The 22,328-nt window shown below is 64.8% G+C and carries 17 protein-coding genes; 4 read left to right on the top strand and 13 right to left on the bottom strand.

What is annotated here, in order from left to right:
- Positions 1 to 231: 231 nt before the first annotated feature.
- On the bottom strand, positions 232 to 2,595 hold the full coding sequence (locus tag JQ617_RS32385) for a thiamine pyrophosphate-binding protein (protein ID WP_212029915.1): 2,364 nt from the start codon (positions 2,593 to 2,595) through the stop codon (positions 232 to 234).
- Positions 2,596 to 2,730: 135 nt separating this feature from the next.
- On the opposite strand from JQ617_RS32385, the gene JQ617_RS32380 reads away from it, so the two are divergent.
- Together JQ617_RS32380 and ppk2 are read left to right on the top strand one after the other, a co-directional pair.
- Positions 2,731 to 3,192: an Lrp/AsnC family transcriptional regulator gene (locus JQ617_RS32380; RefSeq protein WP_027546512.1), complete on the top strand. Its 462-nt coding sequence runs from the start codon at positions 2,731 to 2,733 to the stop codon at positions 3,190 to 3,192.
- Between the two features lie 119 nt (positions 3,193 to 3,311).
- Positions 3,312 to 4,232, top strand: a complete 921-nt coding sequence (gene ppk2, locus JQ617_RS32375; protein ID WP_212029913.1) for a polyphosphate kinase 2 — start codon at positions 3,312 to 3,314, stop codon at positions 4,230 to 4,232.
- A gap of 99 nt (positions 4,233 to 4,331) precedes the next feature.
- Here ppk2 and JQ617_RS32370 read toward each other — a convergent pair whose 3' ends face one another.
- From JQ617_RS32370 to JQ617_RS32320, 11 genes are all read right to left on the bottom strand, one after another.
- A complete protein-coding gene (locus tag JQ617_RS32370) occupies positions 4,332 to 5,411 on the bottom strand; it encodes a zinc-binding dehydrogenase (RefSeq protein ID WP_212029912.1) in 1,080 nt (359 codons plus the stop codon).
- A 58-nt stretch (positions 5,412 to 5,469) separates the two neighbouring features.
- Positions 5,470 to 6,414 (bottom strand): DMT family transporter, encoded by a 945-nt coding sequence (locus JQ617_RS32365; RefSeq protein WP_212029911.1) that lies wholly within the window; start codon positions 6,412 to 6,414, stop codon positions 5,470 to 5,472.
- A 187-nt stretch (positions 6,415 to 6,601) separates the two neighbouring features.
- Complete coding sequence (locus tag JQ617_RS32360) at positions 6,602 to 7,441, bottom strand: aldo/keto reductase (protein WP_212029910.1); 840 nt, start codon at positions 7,439 to 7,441, stop codon at positions 6,602 to 6,604.
- Between the two features lie 45 nt (positions 7,442 to 7,486).
- Positions 7,487 to 8,389: an SMP-30/gluconolactonase/LRE family protein gene (locus JQ617_RS32355; RefSeq protein ID WP_212030035.1), complete on the bottom strand. Its 903-nt coding sequence runs from the start codon at positions 8,387 to 8,389 to the stop codon at positions 7,487 to 7,489.
- Positions 8,390 to 8,767: 378 nt separating this feature from the next.
- Positions 8,768 to 11,473, bottom strand: a complete 2,706-nt coding sequence (locus JQ617_RS32350; RefSeq protein WP_212029909.1) for a nitrate reductase — start codon at positions 11,471 to 11,473, stop codon at positions 8,768 to 8,770.
- 1 nt (position 11,474) lies between these two features.
- Positions 11,475 to 12,692 (bottom strand): NAD(P)/FAD-dependent oxidoreductase, encoded by a 1,218-nt coding sequence (locus tag JQ617_RS32345; RefSeq protein WP_212029908.1) that lies wholly within the window; start codon positions 12,690 to 12,692, stop codon positions 11,475 to 11,477.
- A gap of 10 nt (positions 12,693 to 12,702) precedes the next feature.
- Entirely contained in the window at positions 12,703 to 13,131 is a 429-nt protein-coding gene (locus JQ617_RS32340) for a globin family protein (protein WP_212029907.1), read from the bottom strand.
- 121 nt (positions 13,132 to 13,252) lie between these two features.
- The gene (locus JQ617_RS32335) at positions 13,253 to 14,632 is read right to left on the bottom strand and encodes an MFS transporter (RefSeq protein ID WP_212029906.1); all 1,380 of its coding nucleotides are present in this window, start codon (positions 14,630 to 14,632) and stop codon (positions 13,253 to 13,255) included.
- 338 nt (positions 14,633 to 14,970) lie between these two features.
- Complete coding sequence (locus JQ617_RS32330; RefSeq protein WP_212029904.1) at positions 14,971 to 15,765, bottom strand: ABC transporter ATP-binding protein; 795 nt, start codon at positions 15,763 to 15,765, stop codon at positions 14,971 to 14,973.
- A 13-nt stretch (positions 15,766 to 15,778) separates the two neighbouring features.
- Positions 15,779 to 16,675: a nitrate ABC transporter permease gene (gene ntrB / locus JQ617_RS32325; protein WP_212029903.1), complete on the bottom strand. Its 897-nt coding sequence runs from the start codon at positions 16,673 to 16,675 to the stop codon at positions 15,779 to 15,781.
- Between the two features lie 60 nt (positions 16,676 to 16,735).
- Positions 16,736 to 18,055 (bottom strand): CmpA/NrtA family ABC transporter substrate-binding protein, encoded by a 1,320-nt coding sequence (locus JQ617_RS32320; RefSeq protein WP_212029901.1) that lies wholly within the window; start codon positions 18,053 to 18,055, stop codon positions 16,736 to 16,738.
- Positions 18,056 to 18,729: 674 nt separating this feature from the next.
- On the opposite strand from JQ617_RS32320, the gene JQ617_RS32315 reads away from it, so the two are divergent.
- Positions 18,730 to 19,569: a formate/nitrite transporter family protein gene (locus tag JQ617_RS32315; protein WP_212029899.1), complete on the top strand. Its 840-nt coding sequence runs from the start codon at positions 18,730 to 18,732 to the stop codon at positions 19,567 to 19,569.
- A 60-nt stretch (positions 19,570 to 19,629) separates the two neighbouring features.
- Complete coding sequence (locus tag JQ617_RS32310; RefSeq protein ID WP_212029898.1) at positions 19,630 to 21,366, top strand: bifunctional protein-serine/threonine kinase/phosphatase; 1,737 nt, start codon at positions 19,630 to 19,632, stop codon at positions 21,364 to 21,366.
- A 16-nt stretch (positions 21,367 to 21,382) separates the two neighbouring features.
- On the opposite strand, the gene JQ617_RS32305 is transcribed toward JQ617_RS32310, so the two are convergent.
- A complete protein-coding gene (locus tag JQ617_RS32305) occupies positions 21,383 to 22,300 on the bottom strand; it encodes an intradiol ring-cleavage dioxygenase (protein WP_212029896.1) in 918 nt (305 codons plus the stop codon).
- Positions 22,301 to 22,328: the final 28 nt, after the last annotated feature.

The following is a 22,328-nucleotide window of genomic DNA, read 5'->3' as shown; positions in this document are numbered from 1 at the left end:
ACCCGCCATATGCGGGGCCAGCGTTGCGGCGGACGCGCGGAATATGGGACTTGGTTTGAACTGAGGCAAGCGCGGCCATGGGTCCCGGTTCAGCACCGCGGCACTTCGCGCCGCAGTTCGCCCGGGACACGAAATTAGAGCGTGTGTAAACACTCTCGTGCCCCGGACGCAGCGCAGCACTTCTTCAGTGATGCGCTGCTGAGCCGGGGCCCATGCGGCCGGTTACCCCGACTACACCGCCATCTTCCGATGCAGCACCGGCGCGCCGGTGGTGAGGCTTTCGGCCGCATCGATGATGGCGTTGGCGTCGATGCCGTAGTGCCGATAAAGGTCCGCGATGCTGCCGGTCTGGCCGAACTGCTCGACGCCGAGCGCCTCGACGCGATGGCCGCGGACGCTGCCGAGCCAGCCGAGCGCGGAGGGATGGCCGTCGATCACGGTCACGATGCCGCAGTCGCGCGGCAGCGGCGCGAGCAGCTTTTCAATGTGGCTGAGATGCTGCACGCCGCGCCGGTCCCGCCGCAATTTTCGCGCGGCAGTCCAGCCCGCATGCAGGCGATCCGCCGAGGTGATCGCGAGCAGGCCGATATCGCGCCGGCTTTCGCCGATGAAGCCGGTGGCCTCGATCGCCTCGGGCGCGACCGCGCCGGTATAGGCGATCACGACCTCGGCATTGGGGCCGGGTTTCCGCAGCCAATAGGCGCCATCGGTGATGCCCTGCTGCAGCTCCGGCGTCATGATCCGCTGCGCCTGCTCGATGCTGCGCGTCGAAAGACGCAAGTAAACCGAGCCGCCCTCGCCGGGGTCGCGCTGCATATGCTCGAAGCCCCAGCCCATGATCACGGCGAGCTCGTCGACGAAGGCCGGCTCGAACGAGGCGAGCCCGTCCTGCGCCATGCCGATCAGCGGTGTCGCGATCGACTGGTGGGCGCCGCCCTCGGGCGCGAGCGTGATGCCCGATGGCGTCGCCGCCACCATGAAGCGCGCATCCTGGTAGCAGGCATAGTTCAGCGCATCGAGACCGCGCTCGATGAAGGGGTCGTAGAGCGTGCCGACCGGCAGCAGCCGGGCGCCGTTGATCTGGTGTGACAGGCCGAGCGCCGAGAGCATGATGAACAGGTTCATCTCGGCAATGCCCAGTTCGAGATGCTGGCCCTTGGGCGAGAAGTCCCAGTTGAAGGTGGAGGGAATTTTCTCGCTGCGGAATAAGTCGGCCTTCTCGCCGCGCGCGAACAGGCCGCGCCGGTTCACCCACGGACCGAGATTGGTCGAAACGGTGACGTCGGGCGAGGTCGTGACGATGCGCTGGGCGAGTTCGCTGTCGCCGCGCGCGATCTCGTTCAGCACGAGGCCAAAGCCTTGTTGCGTGGACATCTGCGGCGACGGCTTGAAGGCGAGCTGCTGCGGGACCTCGACCGCCGGAGCAGTCAGCCTGCGGCCATCCTTGTTGAACGGCACGCGCGCGAGGAACGCGTCGAGCTCGGCCGCATCCTGCGTCAGGCCCTCGTACTTGTCCCACTCATGGCCGGGACGGATGTTCTGGCTGTCGCGATACTTCTCCATCTGCGCGACCGTCATCAGGCCGGCATGGTTGTCCTTGTGGCCCTGGAACGGCAGGCCGACGCCCTTGATGGTGTAGGCGATGAAGCAGACCGGGCGATCGTGATCGATGGATTCGAACGCCTCCAGCATGCTCGCCATGTCGTGGCCGCCGAGGTTCGACATCAGCGCCAGCAGCTCCTCGTCGCTGCGCTTGTCGATCAGTTTCGTGATCGGCCCCTGGTCGCCGATCTCGTCATGCAGATGCTTGCGGAAGGCGGCGCCGCCCTGGAAGCACAGCGCGGCGTAGAGCGCGTTCGGGCAATTGTCGATCCAGCGCTTCAAGGCCTCGCCGCCGGGCTCGGCAAAGGCCTCGCGCATCAGCCGGCCGTATTTCACGATGACGACGTCCCAGCCGAAATTGCGGAACATGGTCTCGAACTTTTCCCAGAGGCCCTCGCGCACGACGGCATCGAGCGACTGGCGGTTATAGTCCACCACCCACCAGGTGTTGCGCAGGCCGTGCTTCCAGCCCTCGGCCAGCGCCTCGAAGATATTGCCCTCGTCCATCTCGGCGTCGCCGACCAGCGCGATCATCCGCCCCTCGCGGCGATCCTTCATCCAGCCATGCGCCTTGACGTAGTCCTGCACCAGCGAGGCGAACAGCGTCTGCGCGACGCCGAGGCCGACCGAGCCGGTGGAGAAATCGACGTCGTCAACGTCCTTGGTGCGCGAGGGATAGGACTGCGCGCCCTTGAAGCCGCGGAAATTCTCCAGCTTCTCGCGGCTCTGCCGGCCGAACAGATACTGGATGGCGTGAAACACCGGGCTCGCATGCGGCTTCACCGCGACGCGGTCCTCAGGGCGCAGCACGCTGAAATACAGCGCCGACATGATGGTCGCGAGCGAGGCTGAGGAGGCCTGGTGGCCGCCGACCTTGAGGCCATCCGCATTGGGGCGGACGTGATTGGCGTGATGGATGGTCCATGACGACAGCCAGAGTGCCTTGCGGGCCAGTGCGGTCAACGTGTCCAGACGGGCGGAATCAACGGGCATGGCAATGCTCCCGGAAAATAGGTGTGGCGATGATACGCCTGCGGGCAGCGCCAAACTTCTCAATTTTTCGCACCATACCTGCCAATATTGGGATAATTTCCCAATCAAATGCCTCCTGATACAGGTTCCATCCCAATGCCCGAGCTCGACGCCATCGACCGCAAAATCCTCAGCTATCTCCAGAACGACAGCCGCCTGACCATGCAGGAGCTCGCCGACAAGGTCGGGCTGTCGGTCTCGCCCTGCCATCGCCGGGTCAAGCTGCTGGAGGAGCGCGGCGTCATCTCGCGCTATATCGCGACCGTGGACCAGAAGGCGCTGGGACTGCATGTCAGCGTCTTCATCTCGATCAAGCTGGCGCGGCAGAAGGAAGAGGACCTCAACCGCTTCGCCCGCGCGATCTCGAAATGGGACGAGGTGCTGGAGTGCTATCTGATGACCGGCAACCGCGACTATCTCCTGCGCGTCGTCGCCGCCGACCTCGCCTCCTACGAGACCTTCCTCAAGACCAAGCTGACCCGGCTCGACGGCATCGCCTCGATCGAGTCCAGCTTTGCGCTGAGCCAGGTGAAGTATTCGATCGCGCTTCCGGTCTGACCGGCCGTCCCGGGCCATTTTGAGCTCCCTCGGCCCGGGCGGCCGCCGGTGTCACATGGGCGCAATAAACCCCGTTGATGTTCGGGGCGACTGCCATCCTTGGCCCGAGAGAGAGACTCATGACTGCATCCGACCGCACCCCCGAAATGGCCAAACGCGAGCGCATCATCCGGGAGATGACCGACGATCTCGACGAGGAGCTGGAGATGGAGCTCGATGACGCCCGTCTCGACGAGCTCCTGGACGAGACCGACGCCGCCGGCCCGGCGGTCGACCGCAAACTCTATTTCCGGGAGTTGCTCCGCCTCCAGGGCGAGCTGGTCAAACTGCAGGACTGGGTGCAAGCCGAGAAGAAGAAGGTCGTCGTGCTGTTCGAGGGCCGCGACTCCGCTGGCAAGGGCGGCGTCATCAAGCGCATCACCCAGCGCCTCAATCCCCGCATCTGCCGCGTCGCCGCCCTGCCCGCGCCGAGCGAGCGCGAGCGCACGCAATGGTACTTCCAGCGCTACGTCTCGCATCTGCCCGCCGGCGGCGAGATCGTCCTGTTCGACCGCAGCTGGTACAACCGCGCCGGCGTCGAGCGGGTGATGGGCTTCTGCACCGAGGAGGACTACCAGGAGTTCTTCAAGACGGTGCCGGAGTTCGAGCGCATGCTGATCCGCTCCGGCATCATCCTGGTCAAGTACTGGTTTTCGATCACCGACGACGAGCAGCAGTTCCGCTTCACGATGCGCATCAAGGATCCGCTCAAGCAGTGGAAGCTGAGCCCGATGGACGTCGAGGCCCGCAGCCGCTGGGAGGCCTATACCAAGGCCAAGGAGACCATGCTCGAGCACACCCACCTGCCGGACAGCCCGTGGTGGATCGTCGATGCCGTGGACAAGAAGCGCGCCCGGCTCAACTGCATCTCGCATCTCTTGACCCAGATCCCGTACCAGGAGGTGGGGCGGACCCCGGTGGTGCTGCCGGCGCGCGTGCGCAACCCGGACTATCACCGCGGCCCGGTCCCGGCGGAGATGTACGTGCCGTCGAAGTATTGAGGGACGACTTGTAGGATGGATAGAGCGGAGCGAAACCCATCGCCGTCATACGCGGAAAGATGATGGGTTTCGCTCCGCTCTACCCATCCTACGGGACCATCACCGCCACGGCTGCACGATGATCTTGGTGTGCGCTTCGGGATTGGCGAGATCGGCGAACGCCTTGGCGACGCCGTCGATGCCGACCTCCGCCGTCACCATCGCCGCTGCATCCACCTGCCCTTCCGCGATCAGGCGCAGCGAGGCCGCAAACTCGTCCGGCGTGTAGCCGAGCACGTACTGGACGTTCAGCTCCTTCATGATGCCGAGCATGGGCTCGCTTCGGTCGGTCTCCATGCAGACGCCGACCACGACGATGCGCGCATCGCGCGGCGCGCCTTCGAACACCTGCTGCAGCAAGCCGGGCACGCCGACGCATTCGAAGATGATCGCGGGCTTGAGCGCCGGCAGCATCGCCTGCAGCGGCGGCCGCGCCGCCTTCTCGGCCTCCGACATCTGCGCGTGCTCGGCCCAGGTCGCGTAGGGCTGCGACACCCTGGGATCGACGACGATGTCGGCGCCGAGCTTTGCCGCGAGCGCGCGCCGCGCCGGCGAATAGTCGGCGGCGACGATCGGATGCAGCCCCCTGATCTTCAGCGCCGCGATCACCGCGAGCCCGACCGGGCCGCAGCCGATCACGAGCGGCACCTCGCCGCCCCGGATGTTGGCCTTGGCCACGGCGTGAACACCGACCGCGAGCGGCTCGGTCAGCGCAGCGTGCTCCGGCGCCAGGCCGTTCGGGACTTCGAGCAACAGCGCTTCGCTGAGCAGCATCGCCTCGGCGTAGCCGCCGACATTCTCGTTGGAATAGCCGATGCCCTCGATGCCCTGCGGCGTCACGAGGGCCGGCAAAGAGCAGACGCGCGTTCCCGGCTTGAGCTTGCGCGACGTGCCGGGGCCGAATTCGACGACCTCGCAACAGAATTCGTGGCCGAACACGACGTCGCGGCTGAGGTCCATCGGCTTCCGCCCGACCATCTTCGCCATCTCGACCATGCGGGGCGCGTGCTGACGCGCGTGCAGATCGGAGCCGCAGATGCCGCAGGCGAGCGTCTTGACCAGAACCTGGCCGGGGCCAGGCTTCGGCTCGGCGATCCCATCGACGACAATCTCACCGTTCCTGAAAATCGCAGCGCGCATCCGGCTCTCCCCTGTTGCTGGAGCCGTTCATAGCAGAAGCAGGACGCGCGAACTTGCGTCAGGGGTTCGGGGAACGCTCTTCCAGCACCAGCAGCTGGGAGCGGCGGATGCGCTCGCGATGGGCGATGTAGAGACCGCTGGCGACGATGAAGGCGGCGCCGGTGATGGTCCAGATATCCGGCAGCTCGCCGAAGATGAAGAAGCCGAGAATGCTGACCCACAGCAATTGCGTGTAGGAGAACGGTGCCAGCACGGAGGCATCGCCGTAGCGATAGGCGAGCACGACGATCCACTGGCCGACGGTGGAGGCAACGCCGATCAGAACTCCGAACCCGATCGCGCTCCAGCTCGGCGTCACCCAGACGAACGGCACCATCAGGCTCATGATCGCAAAGCCCGTGAGCGCGGAGTAAGCCATGGTGGTCACCACGGCCTCGCGACCGCTCATCATGCGCGTCATGATCAACGCCGCAGCCCAGCAGAACGCAGAGACGATCGGAAAGAACGCGGCAACGTGAAACGCGCTCGAGCCGGGACGAATGATGATGATCACGCCGATCAGGCCGATTGCGGTCGCGATCCAGCGGCGCATGCCGACCTTCTCGCTCAGAAAGATGATCGAGAGCGCCGTGACGAACAGCGGCGAGACGAAGCCGGTGGCGGAGGCTTCCGCAATGGGGAGAAAGCTCAAGCCCGTGATGAAGAACAGCGAAGAGCCGAGCAACGCCGTGCCGCGCATCAGTTGCAGGCCGAGACGCTCGGTACGCATCGCATGCAGCGGCGAGCCCGGCAGCATCACCGGCGTGAACATCAGCGCGAAGGTGGCCATCCGGATCCAGGTGATCTCGATCGACGGCAGGCTCGACGACAGATATTTCGAAGTGACGTCGGAGCAGCCGAGGAAGATCGTCGACAGCAGAACCAGCGCGATGCCCTTGAAGGGATGATCGACGCGCGCAGGCGCACGGCGAGCCTCCTGCTTCTTCTCCGGCACGGCAGGCATGGGAATACTGTCGAGCCTTGCGGCTACGGCGGGGGGCGGCGTCACGGCTGGAACCTGGGAAAATGCGATTCGGGAACGAGTGTAAAAAACGACAAAAGCGCCGCTTTCACAACTTCCGAAAACAGGATGCCGATATGCGCTCAGGTCCGCGCGCGTCAATACTCCATTAATAATAGGGGTTTGTGCGCTACAGCATGGGCAAACCGCGCGGCTTCGGACCGCGCGGAAACGCCGCATCAAGCGCCGAAATCTCCTCTTTCGTCAGCACGAGATCGCCGGCGGCCGCATTTTCGGCGGCATGTTCGGCGGATGACGCCTTTGGGATCGTGAACACCGTAGTCGCACGGGTGAGGAAGCTCAGGGCGACCTGACGCGGCGTCGCGCGACGCGCATCAGCAATGCGCGCGAGCACTGCGCCGCCCTTGCTGCGCTCATCCGGGAAATCGTCGTGCCCGAACGGCGAGTACGCGACGACGGCGACATCATGCTTCTCGCACCACGGGATCACCGCATGCTCGATCGCGCGTTCCCTGAGGTGATAGAGCACCTGATTGCAGGCGATCTTGCCCTTGCCGGAAACGGCCAGGATTTCGTCGAGATCATCCGCGTCGAAGTTCGAGACGCCCCAGGATTTGATCTTGCCTGATGTCACCAGTTCCTCGAATGCGCCGACGGTGTCTTCGAGATCATACGAGCCGCGCCAGTGCAGCAGATAGCAATCGAGACGATCCGTCTTCAGCCGCTTCAGCGAGCGTTCGCAAGCAGTGATGGTGCCACGGCGCGAGGCGTTGCTCGGCAGAACTTTCGACACCAGGAACACCTCGTCGCGCCGGCCCGCGATCGCGTCGGCAATGACGAGCTCGGCATCGCCGTACATCTCGGCGGTGTCGATGTGGGTCATGCCGAGATCGAGCCCGCGCTGAAGCGCCGCGATCGCCCGCTTGCGATCGCCGTGATCGAGATACCAGGTGCCCTGCCCGATGATCGAGACGTTGGCGCCGGTCTTGCCGAAGGGTTTGCTGTTCATGTTCGCTCCGATGTCACTCTTTCGCTCAGGCAACCGCCATCGAGCTCAGGAGTTCAATCCGCTGATATCCGCAACCAGCACGCTGCCGGTCGCCGACTCCGTGATATAGAGCCGATCCCTCTTCGCGCCACCGATCGCAACATTGGTGCAGTTCGGCCCCGCGCAAGACTTGACCCGCGCGACCAACTCGCCGTTCGGCGCGAACACGAAGACATGGCCGAGCGAAGCATGGCCGACGAACAGGCGCCCCTTCGCATCCATGGTCATGCCGTCAGGGCCTGAGGTGCCGAACAGCGAGCAGAAGCGGCCGACCTTGGACACGCTGCCGTCCTTCATGAACGGCAGCCGCCACACCGCATTGTCGCGCGTCATCGCGACGAACAGCACGGTTTCGCTGGGGTCGAGCACCAGGCCGTTCGGGCTGATGCCGGTGTCGATCAAGCAATCCAGCCGGCCATTTGGCGTGAGACGATAGACGCGGCCGCTCGGGTCGTGCAGGCCGGTCTGGCCCTGATCGGTGAAGAAGATATCGCCGTTGGAGGCGAGATGCAGATCGTTGCAGCCGCGGAAGGATTCCGAATTGCGCGCGGTCAGGATCGGCTTGATCTTCCCGGCCTTGGCGTCGAGCTCCATGATGCCGTGCATGTAGTCGGCAACCAGGATGCGGCCGTCGGCTGCGATCTTCAGCCCGTTCGGCCAGCCCTCATATTCGATCACGAGCGACCATTCGCCACCGGGCGCGATCCGGAAGATGCGGCCGAAGGGAATGTCGACGATGTAAAGGTTGCCGTCGCTGTCGAATGACGGCCCTTCGATGAAGCTGTCCGTCGGCACGCCCGGGCGGTTGGCGTCAGCCCAGTCGGTCCGCTCGCTTTTGCGGCGGAACTTGTCGGGCATGGCGGAGAAAAGCTTGGTCTCGATCAGGCGCGGCGGCGTTTCCAGGTACATCATTTTTTTTGATTGTTGAGGGTGAGCGCACGGCAGCATAGGCGACAATCGACGTCGCGTCGATTGGGCGGAGGGCATGGCTGCATCCCCGCCTCTCTCGTGTCCCGGACGCGCTGCAGCGTGAAACGCTGCTGCGCAGAGCCGGGACCCAGAAAGCCAAGCACTCTGCTGTTGGATGGGCACCGGCCATGCAGCGCACCACACCGGACGATGCTTCGCATCGCCGGGAGCGCTGCGCTGCGTCCGAGGCACGAGACCGCGCGTCGCCCGGATGGAGCAAAGCGCGTAGGGTGGGTTAGCCGAAGGCGTAACCCACCTCTTCTTTCTCCGGGGGAGCAGACGTGGTGGGTTACGCTGCGCTGACCCACCCTACGAGACCTACCCCGCCACTCCCGCGACCTTCGCCGGCTTCACGGGCGCCGCTTCCGTCGTCGCGATCAGCCGCTTCAGCTCGGGGATGCAGGAGCCGCAATTGGTGCCGGCCCTGAGCTTTGCACCGATCTCGGCGGCGGTACGCGCGCCGGCCGCGATGGTGTCGCAGATGGTGCCGCGGCCGACGCCGAAGCAGGCGCAGACGATCGGGCCGGTTGCAGCCGCGCCCTCGCTGGACTTGCCCGACAGCAGCATGCGACGCTGGTCGTCGGTGACCTGATCGGCGACGAACAGGCCCTTCACCACCTCCCAGTCGCCGGCATCGTGCGCCGGGCCGACGAACAGGCAGGTCTCGATGCGGTCGCCCGCGAACGACGCGGCACGATAAACGCCGCCGCCGAAATCACGGTACTCGGCAACGTCCTCGCCTGCGATGCCCTCGAGCCAGGCCGGCCAGCGGGCGAGGTCCGCATTGTCGGCGAAGAGATAGCCGAAGCCGCCGGCCACCGTGACGCGGGTCCACAACAGGTTCTGCGGCAGATCGAGCTCCTTGCGTGACAGCGCGAAGCCGCGGAAGACGAATTCATAGGGCGCGATCGCCGCCGGCGTGGCCTTGGATTCAGGCTGGCCCGAGAACGGATCGGTAAAGGACTGCACCAGCGCGCCGACGCGGCCGTGCGAGGCATTCATCGCGCTCCAGTGGATCGGCACGAACAGGGTGCCGCGCTGCTGCCGTTCGCTGACGACGGCCTTCAGGATGCACTGGCCGTAATCGGTGGTGATGCGGGCATAGCCGTCATGGGCGATGCCGTATTTGCCGGCGTCGTCGGGATGGATCTCGACGAACGGCTCGGGCAGATGCGCGCCCAGCCGCTGGCTGAGGCCGGTGCGCGTCATGGTGTGCCACTGGTCGCGGATGCGGCCGGTGTTGAGCCTGAGCGGGCGCGACGGTCCGGTCTCGCTGCGCAGCGTCGGCACCTCCGGCGCAATGAAGCGGCCCTTGCCGTCATTGGTGAAGAAGCCGCCTTGCGCGAAGAAGCGCTCGCCGGGCGTGCCGCCTTCGCGAACCGGCCACTGCACCGGCTTCAAGGCGTCGAAAGCATCGTCCGACAGCGAGGTCAGCGCGCCGATGTCGAAATCGCGGCTGCCATTGTTCTCGAACGCCGACAACGCCGCATGCTCGCGGAAGATATCGGCCGCGGATCTGTAGTTGAAACTGTCGCCGAAGCCGAGCCGCTTGGCGGTCTCGCTCAGGATCCACCAATCGGGGCGCGCCTCGCCCGGCGCCGGCAGGAACGAGCGCTGGCGCGAGATGCGGCGCTCCGAATTGGTCACGGTGCCCGACTTCTCGCCCCAGGCGAGTGCGGGCAGCAGCACATGCGGGCCGGCCTCGACGGTGTCGTTGGAGAGCACGTTCTCGGAGACCACGAACAGCTCGAGCTTCTTCAGCGCCTCGCGCACGAAGTCCGCATCGGGCAGCGACACCGCGGGGTTGGTGCCCATCACCCACAGCGCCTTGACCTCGCCGCGGTTGATGGCCTCGAACAGCTGCACCGCCTTCAGGCCTTCATGGGTGGCGATGCGCGGCGCCTTCCAGAACCGGCGCACGCGGTCGATGTCGGGCGGCGTGAAACCCATATGGGCGGCGAGCATGTTGGCGAGGCCGCCGACCTCGCGGCCGCCCATCGCATTGGGCTGGCCGGTGAGCGAGAACGGCGAGGCGCCGGGCTTGCCGATGCGGCCCGTGGCGAGATGGCAGTTGAGGATCGCGTTGACCTTGTCGGTGCCCTGCGCCGACTGGTTGACGCCCTGCGAATAGAGCGTGACGACCTTCCCGGTGTCGCGGAACATCTTGAAGAAGGTCGCGACGTCCTGTTCGGACAGCCCGGTCGCCAGCGCGGTCGCGGTGACGCTGCCGGCGATATTGCGCGAGCGCGCCAGCGCATCCTCGAAGCCCGACGTGTTCTGCGCAATGTACTCCTGGTCCAGCGCGCCATTGTCGGCGAGATGCACGAAGAGCCCGGAGAACAGAGCGGTGTCGGTGCCGGGCTTGAGGCCCAGGAACAGATCGACGTCGCTCGCGGTGTCGGTGCGGCGCGGATCGATCACGATCATGCGCGCGCCGCGCTCGGCGCGGTTCTTCAGCATGCGCTGGAACAGCACCGGATGGCACCAGGCCGCGTTCGAGCCGACGAAGACCAGCAGATCGGCCTGGTCGAGATCCTCGTAGCAACCCGGCACCGTATCGGCGCCGAAGGCGCGGCGGTGGCCGGCGACCGAGGACGACATGCAGAGCCGCGAATTGGTGTCGACATTGGCCGTGCCGACAAATCCCTTCATCAGCTTGTTGGCGACGTAATAGTCCTCGGTCAGGAGCTGGCCGGAGAGATAGAACGCGACCGCGTCGGCGCCGTCGCGCGCCACGATGTGCTGCATGCGATGGGCGACATGGTCGAGCGCATCGCTCCAGGCGACGCGCTCCAGCACGCCCTTGCAGCGGATCATGGGGTAGAGCAGCCGGCTCTCGAGCCCGACGGTTTCGCCGAGCGCGGAGCCCTTCGAGCACAGCCGGCCGAAATTGGCGGGATGGTCGGGATCGCCGGCGATCGCCGCGCCGCCCTTGCCGTCGGGCGTCGCCAGCACGCCGCAGCCGACGCCGCAATAGGGACAGGCCGTTCGGGTCGCACGGAGCGTGGGATCGATCGCCGTCATATCAAGCCGCTTTCGAAGGCTGCGCGAGCACGCGGCCGAACATCATGTCGGTGCGGATGGCCGCGACCTTGTCGCGGTTGCGGATCAGCTCGAGATACCAGAGCGCGTCGATCGTATCGCCGATCAGCACGGCGCCGGTGAGCCGGCCGTCGGCGATGACGAGCTTCTTGTAGGTGCCGCGCCTGCGGTCCGACAGCACGAGGCTCTCGCTGCCCTCACCGCCCATGAAATCGCCGGCCGAGAACACGCTGACGCCGGAGACCTTCAGATTGGTCGAGACCACGCTGCCGTGATAGGCGGCTGGCCGGTCGGCGAGATGCCGCGCCAGCACGCGCGCCTGCTCATAGGCCGGCTCGACCAGGCCATAGCAGGTGCCGCGATGCTCGGCACATTCGCCGAGCGCGAAGATGTCGGACGAGGAGGTCTGCATCACGTCGTTGACGACCACGCCGCGGTTCACCGCGATCCCCGCCTCCTTCGCCAGCGCGACGTTCGGCCTGATGCCGGCGGCGAAGATCACCGCATCGGCCTCGATGCGGCTGCCGTCGGCAAGCTCGACGGCCTCGACATGGCCCTCGCCATGGATGCGGGCGGTCGAGGCGTTGAGCAGGATGCGGACGCCCTTGCGCTCGACCAGCGTCTTCAGGAGGTCGGCGGCCGGAAGATCGAGCTGGCGCTCCATCAGCCGGTCCATCAGATGCAGCAGCGTGACGGGCGCGCCGGCCTTGGCGAGGCCATAGGCGGCCTCAAGGCCAAGCAGGCCGCCGCCGACCACGACGACGCGCTTCTTCGCGGCGGCGAGCGTCAGCAGCAAATCGACATCGCGCGTATCGCGGAACGTGTGCACGCCGGCAAGGTCCGCGCCCGGCACGTTGAGCCGCAGCGGCGTCGAGCCCGTGGCGAGCACGAGCTTGGAATATTCCATGCTCTCCTCGCCGGCGATCTTGAGCTCGCGGCGCCCGGTGTCGATCTCGGTGACGCGGTAGCCGTAGCGCACGGTGACGCCGCGATGGCGCCACCAGTCCGCCGGCCGCAGCTCGATCTCGTGCGAGCCGGTCTCGCCGGCCAGCACGGATGACAGCAGGACGCGATTGTAAGCGAGCCGCGGCTCCTCGCCGATCACGGCGACCGCGTAGCGGCCGAGTGCGGTCTTGGCGAGCTCGTCGACGAGACGCGCGGCCGCCATACCGTTACCGACGATGACGAGTGGCTCACTCACAGAGCATCTCCTATTCGGCGGCCTGCGGCTGTGCGCCATAGGCCTCGGACATCATGTAGCCGGACAGCACGCCGTAGGCGTCGGTCCAGGCGCTGGCGAGTTCGGGCGTCCAGGCCTCGCCAAGGCCCTTCTCCAGGGTCCACAGCAAGGTCGCGCCGACCACGGGGTAGTGCTCGGCCTTGGCGCCATATGCGACGTGACGCTTGGCCAGCGCCGAGGCCGCAGGAAGAATCGTCTCGAGGTTCGACAGACCGCCGACCACGGCGGCGAGCATGCCCATCAGCTTCTTGCGCTGCTCGGTCATGTCTTCAGGGAACATCGCGCGCACCGACGGCGCCACCTCGAACAGGCGATCGTAGAACAGCACCGCAGCGGTTTCCGAGATCGGCGCGACCTTGGAAAAGCTCTGCTGGATGAGGGTTACTTGTTCGGGCGTCATGATGGTCTCCTGTCTGTTTCGGTTTGCCTTGGTGCGCGCCGTTGCGAACAAGGTTCATGGGTCAAACGTCATCAGAGAGTCTTCTCCCCGCGTACGGGGAGAAGCGAGATTCGTACCAAGTTCAGACCCGCGCTTCGGCGAGGCCTGCAGCGCCTTCCCCCTGCGGACTGCGACGCAGGTAGAACCACCAGGTCAGGCCGAGGCAGGAGGCGTAGAAGACGAGATAGATCGCAAGCGCGAGCGACGGTCCGCCGGTCAGGGCGATCGACTTGCCGAACCCGCTCGGGATCAGATAGCCGCCGACCGCACCGATCGCGCCGATGAAGCCGACAGCGGCGCCGCTCTCGATGCTCGCGGTCTTCAGCGCGACCGCGCGCGCCGCATCGCCCTGGCCGCGCACCTTGGCCAGATTCTGCTCGCGGAAGATCGAGGGGATCATGCGGTAGGTCGAGCCGTTGCCGATGCCCGTCGTCACGAACAGGATCAGGAACATCGACAGGAAGCCGGTGAAGTCCTTGTGGCCCACGAAGTAGAGCACGCCGACCGTCGCCGCCGCCATCACGATGAAATTCCAGAAGGTGATGACCGAGCCGCCGATCCTGTCGGCGAGCCAGCCGCCGAACGGCCGCGACAGCGATCCGACCAGCGGACCGAGGAACGCGATCGAGATCGTCACCGACGGGAACTGCGTCTTGAGCAACAGCGGAAACGCCGCCGAGTAGCCGATGAAGGATCCGAACGTGCCGATGTAAAGGTACGCCATGATCCAGGTGTGCCTGCGCTTGACCACCGCGAGCTGGTTCCTGATCGACGACTTGGCCGTGGTCAGGTTGTTCATGAAGAACACCGCACCGAACACCGCGATCCCGATCGGCAGCACCCACATCAGGCCGGCATTCTGCAGGAAGATGCCGTCGACGGGTGTTGCCTGGAACAGGTTGATCACGGCGAGCGTCATCAGGATCGGGGTCAGCAGCTGTACGCTGGAGACGCCGATATTGCCGCCGGCGGCATTGAGGCCGAGCGCCCAGCCCTTCATCCTGTCAGGGAAGAAGAACGAGATGTTGGTCATGCTGGAGGCAAAATTGCCGCCGCCGAGACCGGCGGTCGAAGCGACCAGCAGCATCAGCCAGAACGGCGTATCGGGATGGCTGACGAAATACGCCAGCGACAGCGTCGGGATGAACAGGATCGCCGCGCTGAAAATGGTCCAGTTGCGACCGCCGAAGGTCGTGACCGCGAAGGTGTAGGGAAAGCGCATGAAGGCGCCGATGAGCCCCGGCACAGCGACGAGCTGAAACAGCTGGTCGGTGCTGTATTGGAAGCCCGCCTGCGGCAGCTTGGTGGTGACGATGCTCCAGATCAGCCACACCGAGAAGCCGATATGCTCGGCAACGATCGACCAGATCAGGTTACGCCGGGCGATTGTCTTGCCGCCCGCATTCCAGAACGCCTCGTCTTCGGGGCGCCAGTCTGAAATCCAAGTAGGATTCTTCGTCATTGAGTATCCCTTCCAGGCTCACCGCTGCGTCGTTGCAGGCTCAGCCTCCGATCACGGAGGCACGCTCCGGGGCTTCTCCCCGGTGGCGAGTTCACGATGCTGATTGATGATGTTGAGGGACGTCGTCGTTGGCGTCGGACAAGGTAATTCAACTTCCGTGCCAACTGCCTGGAATCGGGAAATACAGGGAATTCAGCAGCTTATTCGAATTGCCCGAAATTTTTGCACGCGCATTTCGCACGCAAATTTTGCGATTCGCTCAATCCCTGTGCGGCGCACAAGGATTGAGCTTGATGATTTCAAATTAGGCGCGGTGTTTCCGCGCGTTAACGATTACGTTACGCGGCCTCGACGAAGCGATGACGCTCGTACAGGAATTCGAGCACGCGCTGGCGACACTTCAAGTACGTCGCGTTTGTCGCGAGCTCGAGCCGCTTGCGCGGCCTTGCGAGCGGAACCTCCAGCACCTCGCCGATGCGCGCGCTCGGCCCGTTCGTCATCATCACGATGCGGTCGGACAGCAGCACGGCTTCGTCGACGTCATGGGTGATCATCAGGATGGTGTTGCCGAGCTTCTGATGCAGCGCCATCACCGAGTCCTGCAAATGCGCGCGCGTCAGCGCGTCGAGCGCACCGAACGGCTCGTCCAGCAGCAGCACCTTCGGTTCCATCGCCAGTGCCCGGGCGATGCCGACGCGCTGCTTCATGCCGCCGGAGATTTCCGACGGGCGCTTGTCCCTGGCATGGGCCATCTGCACGAGGTTGAGATTGTGCATCACCCAGGCATCGCGCTCGGCCTTGGTCTTGGTCCGGGCGAAGACCTTGTCGACGCCGAGCCTGACGTTTTCGTAGACGGTGAGCCAGGGCAATAGGCTGTGGTTCTGGAACACCACGGCGCGATCGGGCCCCGGCGAGTTGACCTCGCGGTTCTCCAGCAGCACGCCCCCGATCGTGGCGGTGGTCAGCCCTGCGATGATGTTGAGCAGGGTCGACTTGCCGCAACCGGAATGGCCGATGATCGAGACGTACTGCCCCTTCTCGATCGTCAGGTTGATGTCCTTCAGCACCTCGGTGCTCGCAGCGCCGCGGGTGAAGATCTTGTCGATGTGATCGAGCTTAAGATAGGCGGTCATGTGTCCCTTCTCCTTAGCTTGTCGCGGTGCCGCGGGTGACGACCTTGCCGAGGCCCGCGATCAGGCGGTCCAGCACGAAGCCGACGATGCCGACATAGAACAGCGCCAGGATGATCTCGCTGATATGCGAGGAGTTCCAGGCGTCCCAGATGAAGAAGCCGATGCCGACGCCGCCGATCAGCATTTCGGCCGCGACGATGGCGAGCCAGGACAGGCCGATGCCGATGCGAAGGCCGGTGAAGATGTAGGGCGCGGCCGCCGGGATCATGATCTTGGAGAAGAACTCGAGCGGGTTGAGCTGCACCACCGCCGCGACGTTGCGATAATCCTGCGGGATGTTGCGGATGCCGACCGCGGTGTTGATGATGATCGGCCAGATCGAGGTGATGAAGATGACGAAGATCGCCGAAGGCTGGCCGTCGCGGAACGCGGCGAGCGACAGCGGCAGCCAGGCCAGCGGCGGAATCGTGCGCAGCACCTGGAACAGCGGATCGAGCCCGCGCATCGCCCAGACCGACTGGCCGACCAGCACGCCGAGCGCGATGCCGGCGATCGCCGACAGCGAATAGCCGAGCGCGACGCGCTGCAGACTGGCGGAGAGATGCCAGAACAGGCCCTTGTCGATGCCGCCATGATCGAAGAACGGATCGAGGATCAGCTCCTTGGTGTCCTTGAACACTTTTGACGGCGGCGGCAGCGCCGAGCCGGCTCGCCGGCAGACCAGCTCCCACACCAGCGTCAGCAGCGCGATCACGACCAGCGGCGGGATGACGCGCACCGCCGTCTCCCTTGCCATGCGGGCATAGGTCTCGCTGCGCGGCGGGCGCTTTGGCGTCATCGCGACGACCGGCGCGGCAACGGCCGCGGGCGCCGCAGTCTCGACCTCAATCTTCGTGGCAGTCATATTCATCGCAATATCTCTCCGGCTGCAAAAGACGATGCGGCCGCCTCTCGGCGGCCGCTGGCTCCATCAGACTTCGACGCGCTTGATCGCGAGCGACTTCAGATAGGCAGCCGGATTTTCGGGATCGAACACCTTGCCGTCGAAGAAGGTCTCCTTGCCGCGCGAGGTCGAGGCTGGAATGTCGGCAGCAGCGACGCCGAGCGTCTTGGCCGCATCGCGCCACATGTCCTCGCGGTTGACCTTGGCGATCAGCGCCTTGGTGTCGAAATTCGCCTCATACTTGCCCCAGCGGATGTCCTCGGTGAGGAACCAGAGGTCGTGGCTCTGGAACGGATAGGAGGCGAAGTCGCGCCAGTACTTCATGATGTGCGGCGAGTTCTCCACCACCTTGCCGGGGATGCCGTAGTCGAACTTGCCTGCGGTGCGATCGAGCACGTCCTCGACGGGACAGTTCATCCACTGCCGCTTGCCCATGATGGCGGCGAGCTCGGCCTTGTTCTCGGCCTTGTCCGACCATTGCTGGGCTTCCATCACCGCCATCAGCAGCGCCTTGGCCGCCTTCGGATATTTGTCGACGAAGGCTGCGCGCATGCCGAAGGACTTCTCCGGGTGCTTGTTCCAGAGCTCGCCGGTGGTGACGGCGGTGTAGCCGATGTTCTGGTGGATGAGCTGCAGGTTCCAGGGCTCGCCGACGCAGAAGCAGTCCATCGTGCCGACCTTCATGTTGGCCACCATCTGCGGCGGCGGCACCACGATGGTCTCGATGTCCTTGTCGGGGTCGATGCCGCCGGCGGCGAGCCAGTAGCGGATCCAGAGGTCGTGCGTGCCGCCGGGGAAGGTCATCGCCGCCTTCACCGCCTTGCCGGAAGCCTTCTTCTTCTCCAGCGCCGCCTTGAAGGGCGAAGCGTCGACGCCGAGCTTGAGGTCGGCATATTCATTGGCGACCGAGATGCACTGGCTGTCGAGATTGAGCCGAGCCAGGATGTACATCGGCGTCGGCTGGTTGTTCTGCGTCACCTTGCCGGCCGAGATCAGGTACGGCATGGGGGTGAGGATATGTGCGCCGTCGATGCCGTTGCCCTCCGAGCCGAGCACGAGATTGTCGCGCGTGGTGCCCCAGGACGCTTGCTTCTGCACGTCGGTGTCAGGCATGCCATATTTGGCGAACAGGCCCTTGTCCTTGGCGACGAAGAGCGGGCCGGCGTCGGAGAGCGCGATGAAGCCGAGCTTGGCGCCCTTGACCTCGGGGCCTGCATCCTGGGCGAAGGCGCCGGCGGGGAAATTGAGCTTGGCAGCGGCAAGAAGAGCGGCGGTCGAGCCTGCGGCCTTCAACAATTGACGGCGGCTGAGCCCAATGTCCGAGGGCCTGCGGGTGCGCTTGGTCATGTCTAGTGTCGTCCTTTGCGTCGTTGCAGAATTGATGCGTCAGTGCACACGAGCAGCCCGTCCGTCCGGCGGCGCCGTCCTTGGCGCATGCGAACGCACGACGGGGAGACCCCCGTCTGGTGGCGTCAGCAAATCGGATGAGAAGTCTCGCGGGACGGCTTCAATGGCGTCAGCTTGGAACTATTCAAGCATCGTGCCAAGCGCTGCGATGCAAAATCACAAATAGAATCATCGACTTAGAAGACCCGCGCTATCCTGCCGCAGGGCTGTGGCGCTTGCGAAATTTGCGCACTGCCCAATCCTTGTGCGGCGCACAAACCTTGTGCAGCCGCTCAAGCAGGAGGCCGCCAAACGCCTCGGGCCAGGGGTCACGAGAGACGCATCATATTGATATAGCTCGATTTTTCTCTCGCGCTTCGGCGGCACGCAACTTGCTTCTCTATTGGCGTCAACGAAGACTGCGGTTCGCCGCATTGTTGCAGCCTCCGCCGGCTGCATTTTGGAAGCCGATCTGCTTCGCGGGCCCCTCCCGGCTCAGTTCTCGTGACGCGATTCCCAAGGGCTTCCAGACCTCCATAACCCTCGTGCGCGGCAAGGCCGTCCGCACGGCCCAAAACGTTCAGCCGCGCTCTCTTGGGCGTGTCGATCTCACTTACGAAGCAAAGGAACCATTGATGTCGTATCTCGCGCCTTCGGAATTCGTCACCAAGATGGTGGATGCAGGCGAGTCCAAGATCTTCATGTCCACCCGGGATACGATCATCCGCGCCTACATGGCCGGTGCCATCCTCACGCTCGCCGCGTGGTTCGCCGTGACGATCAACGTCAACACCGGTCAGCCGCTGGTCGGCGCGCTGCTGTTTCCGGTCGGCTTCGTCATGCTGTACCTGCTGGGCTTCGATCTGTTGACCGGCGTGTTCGTGCTCTCGCCCCTCGCCTTGATCGACAAGCGCCCGGGCGTCACGCTCGGTGGCGTGCTGCGCAACTGGGGCCTGGTGTTCGTCGGTAACTTTGCCGGCGCGTTCACGGTCGCCTTCATGATGGCCTTCGTCACCACCTTCGGCTTCACCCAGCCGCCGGACAAGGTCGGCACCGCGATCGGGATCATCGGCGAAAGCCGCACCCTCGGCTACGCCGCGCACGGTGCGGCCGGCATGGCGACGCTGTTCATGCGCGGCATGCTCTGCAACTGGATGGTCTCGACGGGCGTCGTCGGAGCCATGATCTCGACCTCGGTCCCCGGCAAGGTCATCGCGATGTGGATGCCGATCCTGGTGTTCTTCTACATGGTGTTCGAGCATTCCGTCGTGAACATGTTCCTGTTCCCGTCCGGGCTGCTGCTCGGTGCGAAGTTCTCGATCCTGGACTATCTGATCTGGAACGAGATCCCGACCGTGCTCGGCAACCTCGTCGGCGGCCTCGCCTTCACCGGCATGACGCTCTACACCACCCATGTGCTGACCCTGCCAAAGCGCCAGGCCGACAAGGCTGCAAAGCCCCGCGTCGCCGCCTGATTGAATACGTCTCGACAGGGGAGCTTCGCCCGCGCAGGGTGAGGCTCCCCTCTCCTGGTGATGACGATGTCCCGCGGACTCCTGATCTCGGTCGGCCAGCACTCCGACAAGGGGCGCAAGCCCCTCAACCAGGATTTTCACGGCGTCCTCATTCCCGAGGAGCCGCTGCTCAGCCTCAAGGGCATCGCGGCCGTCCTCGCCGACGGCATCTCCAGCAGCACCGTGAGCCAGATCGCCAGCGAGTCGGCGGTCAAGAGCTTCCTGATGGACTATTACTGCACGTCGGAATCCTGGACGGTGAAGACCTCCGCCCGCCGCGTGCTGAATGCCACCAATTCCTGGCTGCACGCGCAGACGCGCAAGAGCCAATATGCCTATGACCGCGACAAGGGCTATGTCTGCACCCTCAGCGCCATGGTCATCAAGGCGGCGACCGCGCACATCTTCCATGTCGGCGACTGCCGCATCTATCGCGTCGCCGGCAAGACGCTCGAACAGCTGACCGAAGATCACCGCATCATCGTGTCGTCCGAGCAGACCTATCTCGGCCGCGCGCTCGGCATCAATCCACAGCTCGAGATCGACTACCAGACCGTCGACGTCCAGGCCGGCGACACCTTCCTACTGGCAACGGACGGCGCCTATGAATTCGTCGATGCACGTTTCGTCACGGGCGCGATCAACGAGCATGCGGCCGAGCTCGACGGCGCGGCAAAGGCGATCGTCGAGGAAGCCTACCGGCGCGGCAGCGACGACAACATCACCGTGCAGATCCTGCGCATCGATGCGGTGCCGGAGGAAGATTCCGGCGTGTTCGATCAGAGCGCGACACTGCCGCTACCGCCCCTGCTGGAACCCCGGGCCGTGTTCGACGGCTACCGGATCATCAGGGAAATCCACGGCAGCAGCCGCAGCCACATCTATCTCGCGGTCGATGCGGAGACCGAGGAAACCGTCGCGCTCAAGATTCCATCGATCGACCTGCGCGACAACCAGGCCTATCTGAAGCGTTTCCTGATGGAGGAATGGATCGCGCGGCGGATCGACAGTCCGTACGTGCTGAAGCCGAGGTCGCGATCGGCGCGCCGCAACTATCTCTACGTCGCGACCGAATTCGTCGAGGGACAGACGCTGCGGCAATGGATGCTCGACAACCCGCGTCCCGATCTGGAGACCGTGCGCAGGATCGTCGAGCAGATCGCCACCGGACTTCGCGCCTTCCACCGCATGGAGATGCTGCACCAGGATCTCAGGCCCGACAACGTCCTGATCGACAAGACCGGCACCGCGAAGATCATCGACTTCGGGTCAGTCCGGGTCGCAGGGGTCGCCGAAGCGGCGCCGATATCCGCCGATGCAGAGATCCTCGGCACGGTGCAGTACACGGCGCCGGAGTATTTCCTCGGCGAGGGCGGCACGCCGCGGTCCGACATGTTCTCGCTGGCCGCGATCTGCTACCACATGCTCACCGGCCATCTGCCCTACGGCGCCCAGCTCGCCAAGATCCGGGGACGATCGGATGCGTGGAAACTGAGATATCGCCCGGCGGTCGATGCCGAGCGGGGCATCCCGGGCTGGATCGACGGCGCACTGAGGAAGGCGCTGCATCCCGATCCCTACAAGCGACACGAAGACATGTCCGAGTTCGTGTTCGAGCTCAGAAACCCCAATCCGGCCTATCTCGCCACGCGGACCACGCCCCTGCTGGAGCGCAATCCGCTGCTGTTCTGGAAACTGACCACGGCGGTGCTGGCCTGCACGGTGATCGTGCTGCTCGCAGCGCTCCGGCTGCGCTAGCCCGACACGGGCCGGATCACGCCGGCTCCGCCGCCTTCGTCCCCAGCGGTTTCGGCGCCATGCCGCCGCCGGGCTTGAGATGGAAGTCGTAGGTCATCAGGTGCCACTGCCCGTTCGCCTTGCTGCCGTCGGGCATCGCAGGATCGTTGCGCGGCTCGACCTTGGCGACGAGGTCGTCCTTGACCCCGAACACGACGTCGGAATCGAGATATTTGTCGCCGTCCATGAAGACGTGGGTGATCAGCGGCTCATAGCCCCTGGCATTGACCAGGAAGTGCACATGCGCGGGCCGCATCGGGTGGCGATTGGTCTGCAGGATCATCTCGCCGACCGGGCCATCGGTCGGGATCGGATAGCTGCACGGCAGGATGGTTCGGAAGAAGAAGCGGCCGTCGCTGTCTGTGATGAAGCGCGCCCGCGCCGAGGCGCCGACCTCGTCGTAGTTCGCCTTCTGTGAATCGTAGAAGCCGTCGTCGTCGGCATGCCAGACGTCGACGGGCACGCCCGCCAGCGGCTTGCCTTGCAGATCCGTGACCCGGCTCTGCACGAACATGCGCTCGCCCGTGAGATTGTTCGGCGAGATGTCGGTGCCATGCGCGGTCACCTTGTGCTCGCCGACGTAGAAGGGGCCGAGCACCGTGGTCTGGGTGGCGCCGTCGCGGTCGCGGTGATTGACCGCGTCGACCAGCATGGAGACGCCGAGCACATCGGACAGCAGGATGAACTCCTGGCGGGTGTCGGTGCATTTCTGGCCGGTGCGGGTCAGGAAATCGATGGCGTATTCCCATTCCTCGAAGGTGAGACCGGTCTTGCTCACGTAATCGTGCAGCGACTTCACTAATTCCTGCAGCAGGAATTTTGCGCGGGGGTTAGGGGTCTGGTCGAAGCTGTTGACGACGGCTTCGGTGAGGTCGGTCTCGTTGAACTGGGTCATGGTGCGTTTGCCCTCGCGTTTCTCTCGT

The sequence above is a fragment of the Bradyrhizobium sp. KB893862 SZCCT0404 genome (genome assembly GCF_018130885.1).
In the GTDB taxonomy this organism is placed as follows: domain Bacteria; phylum Pseudomonadota; class Alphaproteobacteria; order Rhizobiales; family Xanthobacteraceae; genus Bradyrhizobium; species Bradyrhizobium stylosanthis.
This window is presented reverse-complemented; position numbering and strand designations above follow the sequence as displayed.

Excerpts from the sequence above, each read along its gene's own strand:
- JQ617_RS32385 (WP_212029915.1), bottom strand. The coding sequence starts at position 2,595 with ATGCCCGTTGATTCCGCCCGTCTGGACACGTTGACCGCACTGGCCCGC.
- JQ617_RS32380 (WP_027546512.1), top strand. The coding sequence starts at position 2,731 with ATGCCCGAGCTCGACGCCATCGACCGCAAAATCCTCAGCTATCTCCAG.
- ppk2 (WP_212029913.1), top strand. The coding sequence starts at position 3,312 with ATGACTGCATCCGACCGCACCCCCGAAATGGCCAAACGCGAGCGCATC.
- JQ617_RS32370 (WP_212029912.1), bottom strand. The coding sequence starts at position 5,411 with ATGCGCGCTGCGATTTTCAGGAACGGTGAGATTGTCGTCGATGGGATC.
- JQ617_RS32365 (WP_212029911.1), bottom strand. The coding sequence starts at position 6,414 with ATGCCTGCCGTGCCGGAGAAGAAGCAGGAGGCTCGCCGTGCGCCTGCG.
- JQ617_RS32360 (WP_212029910.1), bottom strand. The coding sequence starts at position 7,441 with ATGAACAGCAAACCCTTCGGCAAGACCGGCGCCAACGTCTCGATCATC.
- JQ617_RS32355 (WP_212030035.1), bottom strand. The coding sequence starts at position 8,389 with ATGTACCTGGAAACGCCGCCGCGCCTGATCGAGACCAAGCTTTTCTCC.
- JQ617_RS32350 (WP_212029909.1), bottom strand. The coding sequence starts at position 11,473 with ATGACGGCGATCGATCCCACGCTCCGTGCGACCCGAACGGCCTGTCCC.
- JQ617_RS32340 (WP_212029907.1), bottom strand. The coding sequence starts at position 13,131 with ATGACGCCCGAACAAGTAACCCTCATCCAGCAGAGCTTTTCCAAGGTC.
- JQ617_RS32335 (WP_212029906.1), bottom strand. The coding sequence starts at position 14,632 with ATGACGAAGAATCCTACTTGGATTTCAGACTGGCGCCCCGAAGACGAG.
- JQ617_RS32330 (WP_212029904.1), bottom strand. The coding sequence starts at position 15,765 with ATGACCGCCTATCTTAAGCTCGATCACATCGACAAGATCTTCACCCGC.
- ntrB (WP_212029903.1), bottom strand. The coding sequence starts at position 16,675 with ATGAATATGACTGCCACGAAGATTGAGGTCGAGACTGCGGCGCCCGCG.
- JQ617_RS32320 (WP_212029901.1), bottom strand. The coding sequence starts at position 18,055 with ATGACCAAGCGCACCCGCAGGCCCTCGGACATTGGGCTCAGCCGCCGT.
- JQ617_RS32315 (WP_212029899.1), top strand. The coding sequence starts at position 18,730 with ATGTCGTATCTCGCGCCTTCGGAATTCGTCACCAAGATGGTGGATGCA.
- JQ617_RS32310 (WP_212029898.1), top strand. The coding sequence starts at position 19,630 with ATGACGATGTCCCGCGGACTCCTGATCTCGGTCGGCCAGCACTCCGAC.
- JQ617_RS32305 (WP_212029896.1), bottom strand. The coding sequence starts at position 22,300 with ATGACCCAGTTCAACGAGACCGACCTCACCGAAGCCGTCGTCAACAGC.